The organism is Mesorhizobium sp. M7D.F.Ca.US.005.01.1.1, assembly GCF_003952545.1.
Classification (GTDB): Bacteria; Pseudomonadota; Alphaproteobacteria; order Rhizobiales; family Rhizobiaceae; genus Mesorhizobium; species Mesorhizobium loti.
Genome location: NZ_CP034453.1, coordinates 6,537,168 through 6,552,449, shown reverse-complemented (window position 1 = coordinate 6,552,449; position 15,282 = coordinate 6,537,168). Strand labels below are relative to the sequence as shown.

Annotated in this window: 20 protein-coding genes; 10 read left to right on the top strand and 10 right to left on the bottom strand. The window is 62.6% G+C overall.

The annotated features are described in order from the left end of the window. Nucleotide 1: 1 nt before the first annotated feature. The 4 genes from EJ076_RS31835 to EJ076_RS31820 are packed head-to-tail and all read right to left on the bottom strand — an operon-like array spanning nt 2 to nt 3,509. Nucleotides 2-991, bottom strand: coding sequence for an MDR family oxidoreductase (locus EJ076_RS31835; RefSeq protein WP_109661143.1), 990 nt, complete (start codon nt 989-991; stop codon nt 2-4). A 57-nt stretch (nt 992-1,048) separates the two neighbouring features. After that, complete coding sequence (gene lspA, locus EJ076_RS31830) at nt 1,049-1,546, bottom strand: signal peptidase II (RefSeq protein ID WP_126070539.1); 498 nt, start codon at nt 1,544-1,546, stop codon at nt 1,049-1,051. 13 nt (nt 1,547-1,559) lie between these two features. Continuing rightward, nucleotides 1,560-2,417 carry an RNA methyltransferase gene (locus EJ076_RS31825; RefSeq protein ID WP_126070538.1) on the bottom strand — a complete coding sequence of 286 codons (858 nt, stop codon included), beginning with the start codon at nt 2,415-2,417 and terminating at the stop codon, nt 1,560-1,562. After that, complete coding sequence (locus EJ076_RS31820; protein ID WP_126070537.1) at nt 2,418-3,509, bottom strand: class I SAM-dependent rRNA methyltransferase; 1,092 nt, start codon at nt 3,507-3,509, stop codon at nt 2,418-2,420. A 136-nt stretch (nt 3,510-3,645) separates the two neighbouring features. Here EJ076_RS31820 and EJ076_RS31815 point away from each other — a divergent pair, with 136 nt between their 5' ends. From EJ076_RS31815 to EJ076_RS31805, 3 genes are all read left to right on the top strand, one after another. After that, nucleotides 3,646-4,335 carry a YafY family protein gene (locus EJ076_RS31815; protein ID WP_126070536.1) on the top strand — a complete coding sequence of 230 codons (690 nt, stop codon included), beginning with the start codon at nt 3,646-3,648 and terminating at the stop codon, nt 4,333-4,335. 74 nt (nt 4,336-4,409) lie between these two features. Then, nucleotides 4,410-4,805 carry a VOC family protein gene (locus tag EJ076_RS31810; protein ID WP_126070535.1) on the top strand — a complete coding sequence of 132 codons (396 nt, stop codon included), beginning with the start codon at nt 4,410-4,412 and terminating at the stop codon, nt 4,803-4,805. Further along, on the top strand, nt 4,802-5,239 hold the full coding sequence (locus EJ076_RS31805) for an EVE domain-containing protein (protein WP_126070534.1): 438 nt from the start codon (nt 4,802-4,804) through the stop codon (nt 5,237-5,239). The genes EJ076_RS31810 and EJ076_RS31805 overlap by 4 nt, the downstream gene beginning before the upstream one ends. Here the strand turns inward: EJ076_RS31805 and EJ076_RS31800 are convergent. The 4 genes from EJ076_RS31800 to sppA form a co-directional block, all read right to left on the bottom strand. Next, entirely contained in the window at nt 5,236-6,201 is a 966-nt protein-coding gene (locus EJ076_RS31800) for an ornithine cyclodeaminase family protein (RefSeq protein WP_126070533.1), read from the bottom strand. The genes EJ076_RS31805 and EJ076_RS31800 overlap by 4 nt on opposite strands. A 37-nt stretch (nt 6,202-6,238) precedes the next feature. Next, on the bottom strand, nt 6,239-6,607 hold the full coding sequence (locus EJ076_RS31795) for a LapA family protein (RefSeq protein ID WP_126070532.1): 369 nt from the start codon (nt 6,605-6,607) through the stop codon (nt 6,239-6,241). A 54-nt stretch (nt 6,608-6,661) separates the two neighbouring features. Further along, nucleotides 6,662-6,946 carry an integration host factor subunit beta gene (locus tag EJ076_RS31790; RefSeq protein ID WP_006200394.1) on the bottom strand — a complete coding sequence of 95 codons (285 nt, stop codon included), beginning with the start codon at nt 6,944-6,946 and terminating at the stop codon, nt 6,662-6,664. Between the two features lie 82 nt (nt 6,947-7,028). Next, nucleotides 7,029-7,985 carry a signal peptide peptidase SppA gene (gene sppA / locus EJ076_RS31785; protein WP_126070531.1) on the bottom strand — a complete coding sequence of 319 codons (957 nt, stop codon included), beginning with the start codon at nt 7,983-7,985 and terminating at the stop codon, nt 7,029-7,031. Nucleotides 7,986-8,146: 161 nt separating this feature from the next. Here sppA and EJ076_RS31780 point away from each other — a divergent pair, with 161 nt between their 5' ends. From EJ076_RS31780 to ptsN, 7 genes are all read left to right on the top strand, one after another. After that, complete coding sequence (locus EJ076_RS31780; protein WP_126070530.1) at nt 8,147-8,341, top strand: hypothetical protein; 195 nt, start codon at nt 8,147-8,149, stop codon at nt 8,339-8,341. A gap of 472 nt (nt 8,342-8,813) precedes the next feature. Next, nucleotides 8,814-9,527, top strand: a complete 714-nt coding sequence (gene lptC, locus EJ076_RS31775; RefSeq protein WP_126070529.1) for an LPS export ABC transporter periplasmic protein LptC — start codon at nt 8,814-8,816, stop codon at nt 9,525-9,527. Then, entirely contained in the window at nt 9,514-10,098 is a 585-nt protein-coding gene (locus EJ076_RS31770) for an LptA/OstA family protein (RefSeq protein WP_109658845.1), read from the top strand. Before lptC ends, EJ076_RS31770 begins: the two co-directional genes overlap by 14 nt. Next, nucleotides 10,098-10,916 carry an LPS export ABC transporter ATP-binding protein gene (lptB, locus tag EJ076_RS31765; RefSeq protein ID WP_056594977.1) on the top strand — a complete coding sequence of 273 codons (819 nt, stop codon included), beginning with the start codon at nt 10,098-10,100 and terminating at the stop codon, nt 10,914-10,916. The genes EJ076_RS31770 and lptB overlap by 1 nt, the downstream gene beginning before the upstream one ends. Before the next feature lie 324 nt (nt 10,917-11,240). Next, nucleotides 11,241-12,767 (top strand): RNA polymerase factor sigma-54, encoded by a 1,527-nt coding sequence (gene rpoN, locus EJ076_RS31760; RefSeq protein WP_109658846.1) that lies wholly within the window; start codon nt 11,241-11,243, stop codon nt 12,765-12,767. 265 nt (nt 12,768-13,032) lie between these two features. Continuing rightward, nucleotides 13,033-13,617, top strand: coding sequence for a ribosome-associated translation inhibitor RaiA (gene raiA / locus EJ076_RS31755; protein WP_126070528.1), 585 nt, complete (start codon nt 13,033-13,035; stop codon nt 13,615-13,617). A 104-nt stretch (nt 13,618-13,721) separates the two neighbouring features. Continuing rightward, a complete protein-coding gene (gene ptsN, locus EJ076_RS31750) occupies nt 13,722-14,186 on the top strand; it encodes a PTS IIA-like nitrogen regulatory protein PtsN (RefSeq protein WP_013529589.1) in 465 nt (154 codons plus the stop codon). 124 nt (nt 14,187-14,310) lie between these two features. Here the strand turns inward: ptsN and EJ076_RS31745 are convergent, their stop codons facing one another. After that, nucleotides 14,311-14,565 (bottom strand): DUF1150 family protein, encoded by a 255-nt coding sequence (locus EJ076_RS31745; protein ID WP_023760740.1) that lies wholly within the window; start codon nt 14,563-14,565, stop codon nt 14,311-14,313. A 65-nt stretch (nt 14,566-14,630) separates the two neighbouring features. Continuing rightward, a complete protein-coding gene (locus tag EJ076_RS31740) occupies nt 14,631-15,056 on the bottom strand; it encodes an Hsp20 family protein (protein WP_023760739.1) in 426 nt (141 codons plus the stop codon). Nucleotides 15,057-15,282 lie beyond the last annotated feature (226 nt).

Here is a 15,282-nt window from a genome sequence, read left to right as displayed (position 1 = left end):
CTCACATGTCCACGACGACGCGCCCGCGGATCTTGCCGTCGACGATGTCGCGCGCGGCATCGATGATGCCGTCAAAACCGATGGTCCTGGACAGGCTGGCGAGCTTCTGCAGATCGAGCTCGGTGCCGATGCGGCGCCATGCCTCGAGCCGGACTGCCTTCGGCGCCATCACCGAATCGATGCCCAGCAATGAGACGCCGCGCAGGATGAAGGGGGCGACGCTCGTCGGCAGGTCCATGCCGCCGGCCAAGCCGCAGGCGGCGACCGCGCCGCCATAGGAGGTCATCGAGAGCACATTGGCCAGCGTGTGGCTACCGACGGCGTCGACGCCGCCAGCCCAGCGCTCCTTGGCCAGCGGCTTGGCCGGCTGGGCAAGCTCGTCGCGCGATATCACTTCGGCGGCGCCAAGGTTGATCAAATAGGGGCTTTCGGCATTGCGGCCGGTGGAGGCAATGACATGGTAGCCGAGGCTGGACAGGATCGAGACCGCGACCGAGCCGACGCCGCCGGCCGCCCCTGTCACCACCACCGGGCCGCGATCGGGCAGGATGCCATGGCGCTCCAGGGCCATGACGCAGAGCATCGCGGTGTAGCCTGCGGTGCCGACGGCCATCGCGTCATGCGGGCTGATGCCATCGGGGAGCGGCACCAGCCAGTCGCCCTTGACACGGGCGCGGCCGGCGTAGGCCCCGAAATGGGTTTCGCCGACGCCCCAGCCGTTCAGGATGACTTTGTCGCCAGCGCGCCAGTCGGGATGGGAAGACGAGATGACGGTGCCGGCGAAATCGATGCCCGGCACCAGCGGCCAGCGGCGGATCACCGGCGCCTTGCCTGTGATCGCCAGACCATCCTTGTAGTTCACCGTCGTCGCCTCGACCGCGACGGTGACATCGCCTTCCATCAGGTCGGCGTCGGTGAGATCGGTTACGGTTACCGACTGCTTTTTCTCGGTGTCACGCGAAACGAGGATGGCTTTGAAGGTTTCGGACATCTCTTTCTCCGCGATCTTGTTTGGCGACATGAACTGTGCGGCGATGGCCGCGCGGGGTCAATCTTTGGAAGACTTGGCGTTTGAAGGCTTGGGCTCGCGCCGCCAGCCGAACAGTTCATCGAAGACGACCAGTGCCGCACCCACCGAGATGAAGGCGTCGGCAAGGTTGAAGACGGCGAAGGACCAGACCGGCGTGTGGAACAGGATGTAGTCGATGACGTGGCCGTAGACGGCGCGGTCGATCAGATTGCCGAGCGCGCCGCCGACGATCAGCGCAAAGCCGGTGCGGGCAAGGATCTGGGACGGTGCGATCCGTGTCGCCAGGAACAGCACGAAGGCAACGACCGCAAGCGAAATGACGATCAGCCCGGTGTCGCCGAAGGACGAGAACATCGAGAAGGCGATGCCGGTGTTGTAGGTGCGAAACAGCGCCAGGAAGGGTACCAGATCGAGCTTTTCCTGAAAGGCGAGACCAGTCTCGACCAGGTGTTTTATCCACTGGTCAAGCGCGATGGCCGCGACGACGAGCAGCGCGTAGGGAGACCATGATTTCACGGGCAGGCAACCTTCATTGCTGGTCCACGATTGGTTCGAGCTTCAGCGCGCCGCGCCGGATCTCGAACAGCATGATGCCGGTGGCGACGGCCAGATTGAGCGAATCGGCACGGCCCGCTTGCGGAATCCGGAGCAGCCTGTCGCAACTCGCAGCCAAGCTTTCGGGCAGTCCCTGCTGCTCGTTGCCCATCATCAGCAGCACCGGGCCGCGGGAAAAATCGACCGAGCGGTAGTCGACGGCGCCTTTCAGGTGGGTGCCGGCGACGAGGCCTGAAAACCCGCCTCGCCAGGCAAGGAAAGCCTCGGTTGTCGCCTTGGCCACCGGCACGGCAAAGATCGAACCCATTGTGGCGCGCACCGTCTCCACCGAAAAAGGATCGGTGGTGTCGCCGACCAGGATGACGCCCTTGGCGCCGACGGCATCGATGGTGCGGATGACGGTGCCGAGATTACCGGGATCGCGCACCCGGTCGAGCGCCACCCAGACGTCGCCATTGTCAGCGCGGACATCCTTCAAGGCCAGGAATTTTTGCGAAAAGACGCCGACCACCATTTGCGGATTGTCGCGACGGGTGATGGCGACGAGCACCTTTTCCGACACTTCCAGCACCATGCCGCCGGCGGCAACCGTGCGTGCCGCGACCTTTTCCACCGCCGCGTTGCCGCGCCCGGCCTTGGCGAAAACCAATGTCCTGATGTGCCAGCCGAGATCGAGCGCATCGATGACCAGTTTCAGTCCCTCGGCCATGAAGGCGTTCTGCTGGTCGCGGAATTTCTTCTGCGCGAGGGCCTTGATATCCTTGACCAGCGGATTGGCGAGGCTGGTGACTTCCTTAACCTGGCCGGGTGCGCCTGCGTGCCGCTCGTTCATTCAGGCCACCCAACGCGAAAACAATGAGGTCGAAAGCGCCCGGCCGGCGGACTTTTCGCGGATGATCAACTCACCCGATTCGATCTTGCCGCCCATGCCGGCAAAGGTGTCGCGCATCAAGGCATGGATGGCGAAGAAGGAGGCGCGGATCGAATAGGCGGTCAGCACCACGGCAAGCGGTTTCGGCGTCAGGATCGCGCGGCAGAGATCGGTCAGAGCAGGCAGGTCCTCGAATAATTGCCAGACCTCGCCCTTGGGGCCGCGGCCATAGGCCGGCGGGTCGAACAGGATGATGTCATAGCGGCTACCCCGGCGCTCCTCGCGCTCGGCGAATTTCACCGCGTCGTCGACGATCCAGCGGATCGGCTTGCTGCCGAGCCCGGCCATTTCCTGGTTTTCACGGGCCCAGCCGATCGCTTTCTTCGAGGCATCGACATGGGTGACCTCGGCGCCGGCGCGGGCCGCCACCAAGGAAGCAAGACCGGTATAGCCGAACAGGTTCAGCACCTTGACCGGCCGCTTCGCCGCCGCGATCAGCCCGGCCATGTGGTCCCAGTGCGAGGCCTGCTCGGGAAAGACGCCAACATGGCGAAACGAGGTGAAACGGCCGAGATAGTCGATGCCGTCATGCTTCATCGGCCAGGTCTCGCCGAGCGGCACCTTGGGGAAACGCCAGCGGCCGATGCCTTCCTCGTCGGTGTCGCCGGTGAAGATGGCGTCGGCGCGCTCCCAGTCTTTTGCCGGCAAGGCCTTTTGCCAGATCGCCTGGCCCTCGGGCCGCACGATCCGGTAGGGGCCGTATTGTTCGAGCTTCTGCCCGGCGCCGCTGTCGAGCAGCGCATAATCGGCATTGGGAGCGACTTCCAGGATCACAGGAAGCTGCTCGGCGGGCAGGGTGCCTTCGCGGCGGGCCAGGATGCGCGGCACCGATTTCGGTTCGGAACGGTCGTCCACCTTTGCCTCATGCCGCTCGCGCGGTTGCGCGTCCGGTCTGGCAGGAACGGGTCCGGTGCGCGGACGTGACGCGTCGGCCGCACCCTTTGCGGATGGATGCGGACGGTTGTCGCGGCGTTTGTCGCGAAAAGACTTCAAGCGGGGGCAACTCCGAGCGGCGTGGCCGCTTTTGACATAGGGCAACCGGCTTCGCAACCAAGTCCGACACGTCGGCCTTCCCGGTTTATGTCGGCCGGCGATGGACCAATGTCAAAGAAACAGGCAAATCTGCTGGATGTCCCGCTCCGAACGCCTGCTCGACCTGATCCAGTCCTTGCGTCGACACCGCCGGCCGGTGAGCGGGCAGGCGCTGGCCGATGAGCTCGGGATTTCGATCCGCACGCTCTACCGCGACATCGCGACGCTGCAGGGCCAGGGTGCGCCGATCGAGGGTGAGGCGGGGCTGGGTTATGTGCTCAAGCCCGGCTTTATGCTGCCGCCGCTGATGTTCAGCGACGAGGAGATCGAAGCCATCGTGCTCGGCTCGCGCTGGGTCGCCAAGCAGCCGGACCAGCGTCTCTCGGCCGCCGCCGCCAACGCGTTGGCCAAGATCGCGGCGGTGCTGCCGGACGATCTGCGCGAGGATCTCGACGCGAGCACACTGCTGGTCGGGCCTCCCGCCGCGGCCATCGAGGGCATCGATCTTGGTCTCGTGCGGCAGGCCATCCGCAACGAACGCAAGCTCGGCTTTCTCTACCGCGACGCCGGCGGCGCCGCGTCCGAACGTGTGGTCTGGCCGTTCGCGCTGAGCTTCTTCGACAAGGTGCGGGTGGTGGTGGCGTGGTGTGAGCTGCGGCAGGATTTCCGCCATTTTCGCGCCGATCGGATCGCCGAGCTCCAAGCGACAGATACGCGCTATCCGCGTCGTCGCCAGGCGCTGCTCAAGGAATGGCGGGCGACGCTCGACAAGCCGCGTGGGTCGTGATTGCTACTGCCAGAATCTGACAGTAGCCTATCCTATGGTCGCCAAGTCGAAACACTGAACCTTGGAGAGCAGACATGACCGCCCCGAATTTCGTCATCCTCTACGTCGACCAGCCGCAGCAGAGCGGTGCCTTCTACAGCGCGCTGCTCGGCCGTGAGCCGGTCGAAAGTTCGCCGACCTTCGTGCTGTTCGTTCTCGACAACGGCTTCAAGCTTGGCCTCTGGTCGCGTCACACGGTCGAGCCGGCGGCTGCGGCGGCAGGCGGTGGCGCCGAAATCGTCTTTGCGCTGGATACGCCCGATGCGGTCGATGCCACCCATGCGGATTGGTCCGGGCGCGGGCTGAAGATCCTGCAGACGCCGACCGACATGGATTTCGGCCGCACTTTTGTCGCGCTCGATCCCGACAATCATCGCCTGCGCGTCTACTGGCTGTCCGACGGCGAACAAGCCAATGGGGAACAGAAATGAGTGTACACTGGATCGCAGTGGCGTCGGCCGAGCACGTCCGGCGCGGCCGTCAGGGCGGCTTCATGCAGGTCAACCACGGCAAGGCGGCACCACTGCGTCGCGTCAAGCCTGGCGATGGCATCATCTATTATTCGGCGACCACCATTTTGGGCGAGAAAGACGGACTGCAGGCCTTCACGGCGATCGGCACGGTGCGGGAAGGCGAACCCTATCAGGGTGATATGGGTGGCGGCTTCACGCCGTTTCGCCGCGATGTCGAGTGGGCGAAGGCCGAGGAAACGCCGATCAAGCCGCTGCTCGACAGGCTGCACTTCACCGCCGGCAAGTCGAACTGGGGCTATCAGCTTCGCTTTGGCCTTTTCGAAATCGGGGATCACGATTTTCGTGCGATCGCCGAGGCGATGGGCGCCAAAATGGGCGCAACAGCAAACTAGGCCGTGCGCGCTTTGTAGACGGCAATGCCCGCGGCAAGGTCCTCGAGCGCCGCGCCGACCGACTTGAACAGCGTAATCTCAGCGGCGCTCTCGCGGCCCTTCTTCTGGCCGCGCGCCAATTCGTGCAGATCGGCAACGATGGCTTCCGGCTTCAGCACGCCGGAGGCCAGTGGCTGGACGATGTCGCCAGCCTCCTTGGTGGCGCCGGCGCGGGTGTCGACATAGACGCGGGCGAGCCTGATCGCGTCGTCATCGCTTTCGCGCATCGTCGGCGTAAAGCCGCCGACCAGATCGACATGGGTTCCCGGCCGCAACAATGCGCCCTTGATCAGCGGTGTCGTCGTGATCGTCGCCGAGGAGACGATGTCGGCCCGCCCAAGCTCGGCATCGAGATCACTTGCCGCGCTGGCAGCGAAGCCTTCGGTGCGCAGATCGGCGGCGACCTTCTCGGCATTGGCCGGGGTGCGGTTCCAGATGCGGATGGTCTTGATCGGCCGCATGGCTGAGTGCGCCTTGGCGAGGAAGGGTGACAGCGCGCCGGCGCCGACCACAAGCAGCCGCGAGGCATCGTCGCGGGCGAGATAGGAGGCCGCGAGCGCCGAAGCGCAGGCCGTGCGCCACTGGGTCAGCCGCTGGCCGTCGATCAAGGCCTCGGGTTCGCCGGTGGCGCCATTGAGCAGGAGGTAGAGCCCCATCACCGCGGGCTTGCCGATGGCGTTGTTGTCGGGAGAGACGGTGATGATCTTGACACCGACGTGACCACCAGCCGACGTGCCGGCTGCGTTGAGGTCGGTCCAGGCCGGCATCAAAAGCAGGGTGGAGGCCGCACCATCGGGCCGCTCGATCGTATGATGGTGCCTGACCGGCTGCACCGCTCCGTTGCGAAACGCCGTGCGCAGCGTCTCGACCAGTCCGGGAAAGGTCAGCGCATGGTCGACCTCTGCGGCCGAAATGGTCAGCATGAAAAACTCCGTGGGGACAAAGCCGCCGACCGGCGGTTCAAGTGGTCGGCTTCGGCAATGCCGATCCTTGGGCGGACCCTTGGGTCGACCCCTGGGCCGGGCTTTGCGGTGCCGCCGGCGCACGGCTGACCGCTTGGCGCAGGTTCTCGGCCTCGACGCCGCGCTGGCGCGCCAGCTTGCGGTAGCGGCCCTGCTTGACCCAGGTTGCCAGGCTGCCGACGATCATGCCGATGGCGAGCGCCAGGAACAGGAAGATGAACAGCGGCAAAGTCAGCGTCAGCTTCGGATTGCCAGGGTTGAACGGATCCAGCGTGAAGGCGACCAGTTCGCGGTTGGCAACGGCGAGTGCGATCAGGATGATCGCCAACGGCACGAAGATCACGATGAGAATGAAGCGATTGAACATGATGTTTTCCGTCGGAAGCTGGCCTGTCCGGAAGGCCGTCTGGCGCTGACGCGCCTACTTGCCGCCGTTCAGCCTTTCACGCAATTCCTTGCCGGTCTTGAAGAACGGCACCCATTTCTCCTCGACCTCGACGGATTCGCCGGTGCGCGGATTGCGGCCGGTGCGGGCGGGACGGTTTTTCACCGAAAAAGCGCCGAAGCCACGCAGTTCGACCCGGTTGCCCTCGGCAAGGGCGTCGGTGATTTCATCGAAGATCGCGCCGACGATGTTTTCGACGTCGCGCAGGAAAAGATGCGGATTGCGCGTGGCAATAATCTGCACAAGTTCGGACTTGATCATGAGACGGGTCCCCGTGAAAGCAGTGCGGTCAAAATTATGAGGATGATTTTATTTGCTTTTTTCACTTGCCCCAAACGGCAGCTCAAGGGTGCCAGACGGAAACGAGACCGTCAAGAAACAAGCGGTCGGCACCGAGTTCATGGATGATGTCGCCGCTGTAGGCCGGCAGGCCGAGCGCACTGCCGATCGTTTGCGCCATCGCTTTGGAGAACAGGAAGCCGCCGCCCCGTTCAGTGTCCTTCCATTCGACGACCTTGAGTTTGGCATCGACGCCCTTGGTCGCCAGCCAGTCGACCGCTTCGGTCTCGCCGCCGACGGCGTCGATCAGTCCGTTGGCGACACCCTGGCGACCGGTGAAGATCGAGCCGTCGGCAAGCGCCAGCGCTTGCTCGCGGGTCATCTTGCGGCGTTCGGCAACGATGCCGACGAACCAGTCGTAGCTGTCGAGGATGAGCTTGCGGACCATGGCGCGCTCGTCGTCATTGGTCGGCTTGAAGGGAGAGGGTGCGGCCTTCAGCGGCGAGGATTTCACTTCCTCCAGCTTGACGCCGAGCTTGTCCATCAGGCCGCTGACGTCGGGATACTGGATCAGCACGCCGATTGAGCCGACGATCGAGGTCTTGCGCGCAACGATGTGATCGGCGGCACTGGCGATCATATAGCCCGCCGATGCGGCGAGCGTGCCGACTTCCGCCACCACCGGCTTGTCGGCAGCCAGCTTGCGCACCTCTTCGTAGATCGATTCACCGCCGACCGTGGTGCCGCCAGGCGAATCGATCGACAGGATCACGGCTTTCACCTTCGACGACAGGCGGATGGTTTCCAGCCGCTTGATCAGTTCCTCGTCCTCGGTGATCGTGCCTTCGATCTTGACCTTGGCGATATGGTCGACCGTCGAGCCGCCGAAATCGTCGTTGTAGAACCAGGCTGAAAGCGCAATCACCCCAAGGGCAACGATGCCGATGGCGACGACGCGCCAGAATGTCAGCTTGCGCCGCAAACGGCGGCGGTCGATCAGGTCGTCGGCTCTCAGTGCCATGGTCAGCCTTTCAGTCGGCGGGAGGAGACGCTTTTAGACCATGATCCTCCCATCTGGAAGCAGTTCTCTTTCCCGGCAGTGTTTGAAATTTGCGGAAACGCCCGATTCTTGGCCGAGTTGTGCAAACGCCCTATATATCGGCAAAAGGCATAGGAGACGTCATGATCGCCAAACACACAACCGCCGAAGATATGGCTCGAACTGTAGGCGTCGACCCGAACACATTCCGCGAAGCGTTGCGTAACGCGAAGCACCCTCGGAAACGCAACACTGATTGGGAAGTGAAAATTGGCAGCCCATCGTATTCGGGAATGCGCACCGTTCTGGTTGGTCTCATACAGCGGAAGGTGGCCTGACGCCGACCGGATCCAAGGCCAGAAAGCGCCCCGCCGACGTGATCGGCAACGCCGTTTGGCACCATGCGCATTGCCAACATCAAGCCGCCGGCCAACGCGCTTGCCTGTTTTCAAATTTCAAACTGAGACACTACCTCTTTCCCACACGATGGGACAATCGGCGCGGATGGTCGAGATAGCCATGCCGCATACACGATCGACCGGGCCGGCCAGGCGGGCATCCGACATCTCCCCTCACGTATTTGCGCAGTCACCGCGAGGTCGGGCGGCGAGACAGACAGCCGATAAATTTTACCCTGCGTGTCTGTTTCTGCTATGAAGAACGGCCAGTTGTGCGGACCTCGTTTTCATCTGTACAAGTGCGGCTGTCACATTTTTGCAGTTTTCGTGGGCTTGTGCTTGCTTGAAGGCGCCGGCGTCCCACCTATAGGCGGTGCTCCCGGGTGGGCAGGGGTTTAGAAGAAAGCAGTGAATGTTAGCGCGACCGAATGAACCGACCGGCGCCGAGATGGAGTTGGTCCCCCAGGCGGACGGCCGGACGCGTGGCGACGCGTTCGACCGCGCGCAACGTCATTCGCGCCGTGTGCGCATTCTCAAGTTTGCCGTGCCACTGGCTGCGGCCCTGATCGCCATCGCTTTCCCGGTCTATTCCTATCTGGCCGCACCCGTCTCCGTGAAGGTCCAGGCGGAAGGCACCGCCTTTTCCAACGGCAAGCTGGTGATGGCCAATCCCAAGCTCAACGGTTTCACCAAGCAGAAACAGCCCTATTCGATGACGGCGTTGCGCGCCATTCAGGATGTCAGCACGCAAGGTATCATCGAACTGGAAGGCATCGACGCCAAGGTGCCGATCGCGCCCGACAATGTGGCGGCGGTCAAGGCCTCGCACGGCACCTACGATCGCGACGGCAATACGATGAACCTGACCAGCGACGTGACGATCACCACAACCGACGGCATGCAGGCCAAGTTCAAATCGGTCTTCCTCGACATGGGCAAAGGCACTATGAAGACGGGAGATCCCGTCGATGTCAGCCGTGGCGGGTCGCGGATCACGGCGGATTCGATGTCGGTCCAGGACAATGGCAAGATTCTGGTCTTCGAGAACAAAGTGCGCGTCAACATCGATTCCGCCGCCTTGAAGACGGCAGAGGGAAACAGCGGAGAAACCAATGCGGCTCAGTAGTTCGACGCGGCTCGCGGCTGCAACTTCAGCGTTGCTGCTGCTCGGACTTGTGCCGTCATTGGCGCAGACCACCAGCCAATCAGGCCTCAAACTGTCCGGCGACAAGCCGATCCAGATCGAGAGCGACAAGCTGGAGGTCCGCCAAGCCGACAGTGTCGCCATCTTCACGGGCAATGTCAGCGTCGTCCAGGGGCCGACATTGATGAAGGCCGGCAAGATGATGGTCTATTACGTCAAGGACCCCAACGCCGGCGCCAAGGGCGCGGAAGCGGCTGGCGCGGCAGCCATGACCGGCTCGGCCAACATCGATCACCTGGAGATTTCCGACAAGGTTTACATCAAGTCGGATGCGCAGGTCGCGACCGGCGATCAAGGCAGCTTCGATATGAAGAGCCAGGTGCTGGTGCTTTCGGGCAAAAAGGTCGTTCTGTCGCAGAACGACAACGTCTTGGTCGGCTGCAAGCTCGTCGTGCAGATGAAAACCGGGCTGGCCCAGGTTGATCCATGCGCTGGGCAACGCGTCCAGATGTCGATCACGCCGCCGCCGAAATCGGGAGCGACGAACCCCTGATGGCCAGCCTGTCGTCGCTGACGGCGCGTCTTCCGGGACGGGCCGCCGGCAAGATTTCGGCGCCGGCCACGGTGACCGTCGATGCGGGAAAGTTCAAGGGAACCCTGATCGCCAAGGGTTTGACCAAGAGCTACAAGGGCCGCAAGGTCGTCAGCGGTGTCACCATCGGCGTGCGTGCCGGCGAGGCCGTCGGATTGCTTGGCCCCAATGGCGCCGGCAAGACGACCTGTTTCTACATGGTTACCGGCCTGGTGCCGGTGGATGAAGGCACGATCGAGATCGACGGCTTCGATGTCACCTCGATGCCGATGTACCGTCGCGCACGCCTCGGTATCGGCTATCTGCCGCAGGAAGCGTCGATTTTCCGTGGCCTCAATGTCGAGCAGAATATCCGTGCCGTGCTGGAAGTGGTCGAAAAGGACCGCAAGGTGCGCGAGCGCAATCTCGACGAACTGCTCGAGGAATTCCACATCAGCCATCTGCGCAAGGCGCCATCCATGTCGCTTTCCGGCGGCGAGCGGCGACGCCTGGAAATCGCGCGTGCGCTGGCGACGCGTCCGGCCTACATGCTGCTCGACGAGCCTTTTGCCGGCATTGATCCGATCGCCGTCGCCGACATCCAGCAATTGGTGCGCCATCTGACGGCGCGGGGCATCGGCGTGCTCATCACCGATCACAATGTGCGCGAAACGCTCGGCCTGATCGACCGCGCCTACATTATCCATGCCGGCCAGGTGCTGACCCATGGAAGGGCCGACGAAGTGGTGGCAAACCCGGATGTGCGGCGGCTTTACCTGGGCGAGGGTTTTACGCTCTGAGCGGTTCGTCGTTTAACGGAAACGCCAGACCGCTTTGTCTTTTCGTCTTGACGCAATTCCCAAGGGAAAGCGCTATGCGCCTTTCCCGGGAAAACCGTCTCTCACTTTTCCTGGAATTGCTCTGAGCGTGAAATTTGTTTCCTGACACGATTTTTGCGGTTCGCCCGGCTCTTTTTCCTCGATTTTGCTCCGAGATAACGCTCCGGTAAGCGGGTTTTGCTAGCAATTGCCTTGACAAGCAAAAGCTGGGCCAGTTTCTATGGCCGGCTGCAAAATTCTCTTCCGGAAGTCCGGATGCGTAGACGAGGCGTTTGAAACCGAACCATGGCGTTGGCGGCCAAACTACAGCTACGACAATCGCAGTCGCTGGTGATGACGCCGCAGCTGATGCAGTCGATTCGGCTGCTGCAGTTCACCCATGTCGAGCTCGAGCATTTCATCGACGAGGAAATCGAGCGCAATCCGTTGCTGGAGCGCGCCGAACCGCAGGACGATGCCGCCGGCGACCAGGCGCAGAAGATCGAGGCGGAGCCGCAAACCACCACTGACGGCGACTGGTTCGAAAACGAGACGCAGTGGAGCGCCGAGGCGATCTCGGACAAGCTCGACACGTCGCTGGAAAACCTGTTTCCCGACGATCCGGGCACCAGTGAGCGGCTCGGTCCGGACCTGACGGCGCAATGGAAATCGGCTTCCGGAAATGGCGCGAGTTCCTCATCCGAGGGTTTTGACGCCGGCGACATGGCGGCTGCGGCGATCACGCTGCGCGACCATGTCGGCGAACAGGTCGCGCTCGCCTTCGCCGACCCGGCCGCGCGGCTGATCGCCGCCGACCTCGCCGACGGCCTCGACGAAAGCGGCTATTTGCGCGCCGACATGGCCGAGATCGCTGCTCGTCTCGGTACGGACGCCGCCGCGGTGGGTAAGGTGCTGGCTGTGTGCCAGACTTTCGAGCCGGCCGGCCTGTTCGCCCGGGACCTCGCCGAATGCCTGTCGCTGCAGCTTGCCGTGCGGGACCGGCTCGATCCGGCAATGAAGGCGCTGATCGCCAATCTCGAACTGCTGGGACGGCGCGATTTCCACGCATTGAAACGGATCTGCGGTGTCGACGAGGAGGACCTGCTCGACATGCTGGCCGAGATCCGGGCACTCGATCCCCGGCCGGGGATGGCGTTTTCGGGCGGCGCCAGCGACGCGATCGTCGCCGATGTCGAGGTGCGTGCGGCCAATGACGGCAGCTGGACGGTCGAACTCAACGCCGAAACGCTGCCGCGGGTTTTGGTCGATCATATCTATTTCGCCCAGGTCTCCCCGCAGGCGAAGAACCAGGCGGAAAAGGATTTTCTGGCCGAATGCCTGCAGAACGCCAACTGGCTGACGCGCAGCCTCGACCAGCGGGCGAAGACCATCCTCAAGGTCGCCTCGGAAATCGTTCGCCAGCAGGATGCCTTCCTCGTCCATGGCGTGCGCCAGCTGAAACCGCTCAACCTGCGCACGGTGGCTGATGCCATCGGCATGCACGAATCGACGGTCAGCCGGGTCACCGCCAACAAATACATGCTGACGCCGCGCGGCGTGTTCGAGCTGCGGTACTTCTTCACCGCCTCGATTGCCGCGTCGGGCGGCGGCGACGCGCATTCCTCGGAAGCCGTGCGCGATCGCATCAAGCAGTTGATCGATGAGGAAAAACCGGTCGACGTGCTTTCCGACGATGCGATCGTCGACATGTTGCGCGAGAGTGGTGTCGATATTGCCAGGCGTACGGTCGCCAAGTACCGGGAAGGCATGAATATTCCCTCCTCGGTGCAGCGCCGGCGCGAGAAACGGGCGCTGGCCAGCGCCGGGCGCTGAGGCGGTCCGATTTTCCACAGGCCCGCACTTCATTGACAAGCCGCGGTGAAGTGGCTAGAAGCCCGCCCGCATGAGACGGGCTAGATGCCTGCATGCGGATGGTCCGTCACGACGTTGGCCTCGGGACGGTCAAAGGGCGGCTTGTGATCAACCGGAAAGTTCGGATTTAAAATCGGCGCGAGTGACGCCGCAAAGCTTGTGCGCACGGATCACGAGTATAAACTCGGGCCAGTTTGAAGCCTGAGCAAGGAAGGTCAGTTTTCAGATGAATCTGCGCATATCGGGAAAACACATGGATATCGGCGATGCGTTTCGTACACGCATCAACGATCGTGTCGGCGAAGCGATCGGCAAATATTTCGATCGCGGCTTTGCCGGACACGTCACGGTCATCAAATCGGGCTCGCGCTACTCGGCGGATTGCATGATCCGGCTGGATTCCGGCGCTTCGCTGCAGGCCACCGGCGATGCCCAGGATCCGACGCTTGCCTTTGAGGCGGCGGCGGATCGTCTGGAGACCCGGCTGCGGCGTTACAAGCGCCGGCTGAAATCACACAATTCGGGCGCCGCCAATGGCGAACCGACCGACATTGCCTATACGGTGATGGCGCCGCTTGCCGATGACGACGAGGACATTCCGGAGAATTTCGCCCCCGCCATCGTCGCCGAATCAACCATGACGCTGAAGACCATGTCGGTGGCGTCGGCGGTCATCGAGCTCGACACCAAGGACAGCCCGGTCTTCGTCTTCCGCAACGCCGGAAACGACCATCTCAACATCGTCTATCGCCGGCCCGATGGAAACATCGGCTGGATCGACCCGTCCACGACCAAGGTCGCACAAGCGTGACGACAACAGTCGCACGGGCGTGACGACAGGAGTCGCACGGGGATAAAAGCCGGCCGCACGAGGGTGAGGACTGGTGACGGCAGGCGAACAAGGGATTTTCAAGCATGGATCTGAGCGATCTTATCAACGTTCCGGCGATATTGCCGGCGTTGAAGGCGAACTCCAAGAAGCAGCTGCTGCAATTGCTGTCCGAACGGGCAGCTGCGATTTCGGGCATTCCGGAGCGGGAAGTGTTCGACACCATCCTGCAGCGTGAGCGGCTGGGCTCGACCGGCGTCGGCAACGGCATCGCCATTCCGCACGGCAAGCTGGCCGGCGTGAAGCGCATCGCCGGGGTTTTCGCCCGACTGGAGACGCCTGTCGATTTCGAATCGCTGGACGATCAACCGGTCGATCTGGTGTTTCTGCTGCTGGCGCCGGAAGGGGCGGGCGCCGACCATCTCAAGGCTTTGTCGCGCATCGCGCGGGTGCTGCGCGACGCCGACACGGTGGCCAAGATCAGGGGTACGCGCGACGCCGCGGCGATCCATGCGCTGCTGTCGGACACCCAGGCCTCGCACGCGGCCTGATATTATCTGTTTTTACGCAATTCCGGACGGAAAACCGTTACACACTTTTCCTGGAATTGCTTTGAATTGAGGCGACCTCAAGGGCCGCCATGGGCGGCCCTTTCCGTTTCAGCGGAAATTGCTGTCAGTGAATGGCGACCGTGGTCAGGTCGTTTTCCATGGCGCCGGCCAAAGCGCGGTCACGCGCGTCGGAAAGCAGGATCGGCTGGCCATTGGCGGCAAACAGCGCCCACAGTTCCATGCCGGGAGCGATTTCGCCGAGATTCGGGAAACGGCCGAGCAATTCGTCGCTCGAGACCTTTCTGAGATAAGCGACCGAGCCCTCGCCGAGATGGGCGAATTCGCCATTGGTCATGGTGATATTTTCAGTTCTGGTCATTTCAAAGCCTCCTTGGCGCGAGGACGCCGCTCAAGGCCATCCCGCATGAGAGCCATCGGTAAAGATCAGTCTTTCACCGATATGTTTATTTTCCGTACCAGCCGTTCGGACTCCGGCCGATCGAGGTCGATCGACAAAAGGCCGTTCTTCAGCTCCGCCGCGATCACCCGCATGCCGTCGGCCAGCACGAAACAGCGCTGGAACTGGCGCGCGGCGATGCCGCGATGAAGAAATTCGCGCTCGGTGTCGTCGGTCTGACGGCCGCGCACGACCAGCTGGTTTTCCTCCGTGGTGACATCGAGATCGCTTTCGGCGAAACCGGCGACCGCCAATGTGATGCGCAACCTTTCGGTCTTGCCGTCGGCGCCGCTGAGGCGTTCGATGTTGTAGGGGGGGTAGCTGTCACCGGACTTCGCCAAGCGTTCCAGGGTCTTTTCCATGGCGTCGAAACCAAGGAGAAGCGGGCTGGAAAAGGGCGTCATTCGGCTCATGTTACACTGTCCTCTCAAGAGCGACATAAAGTGGAAAAACCCAGATGGCATTTTTCCCGATGGTCTTGATATGGTCCGCCCCGCGACCAAGTTCAAGCCGTCAAAAGACCCGCCCAAAAAGACCAGGTCGTGGACTCACAGGAATGATCGACATGGCGCTTGAAACGGCAAGCAGATGCAAGGAGAAGCGCGCAGGTCGGGATTGTCTTCCCCGGTCGAGCGGTTT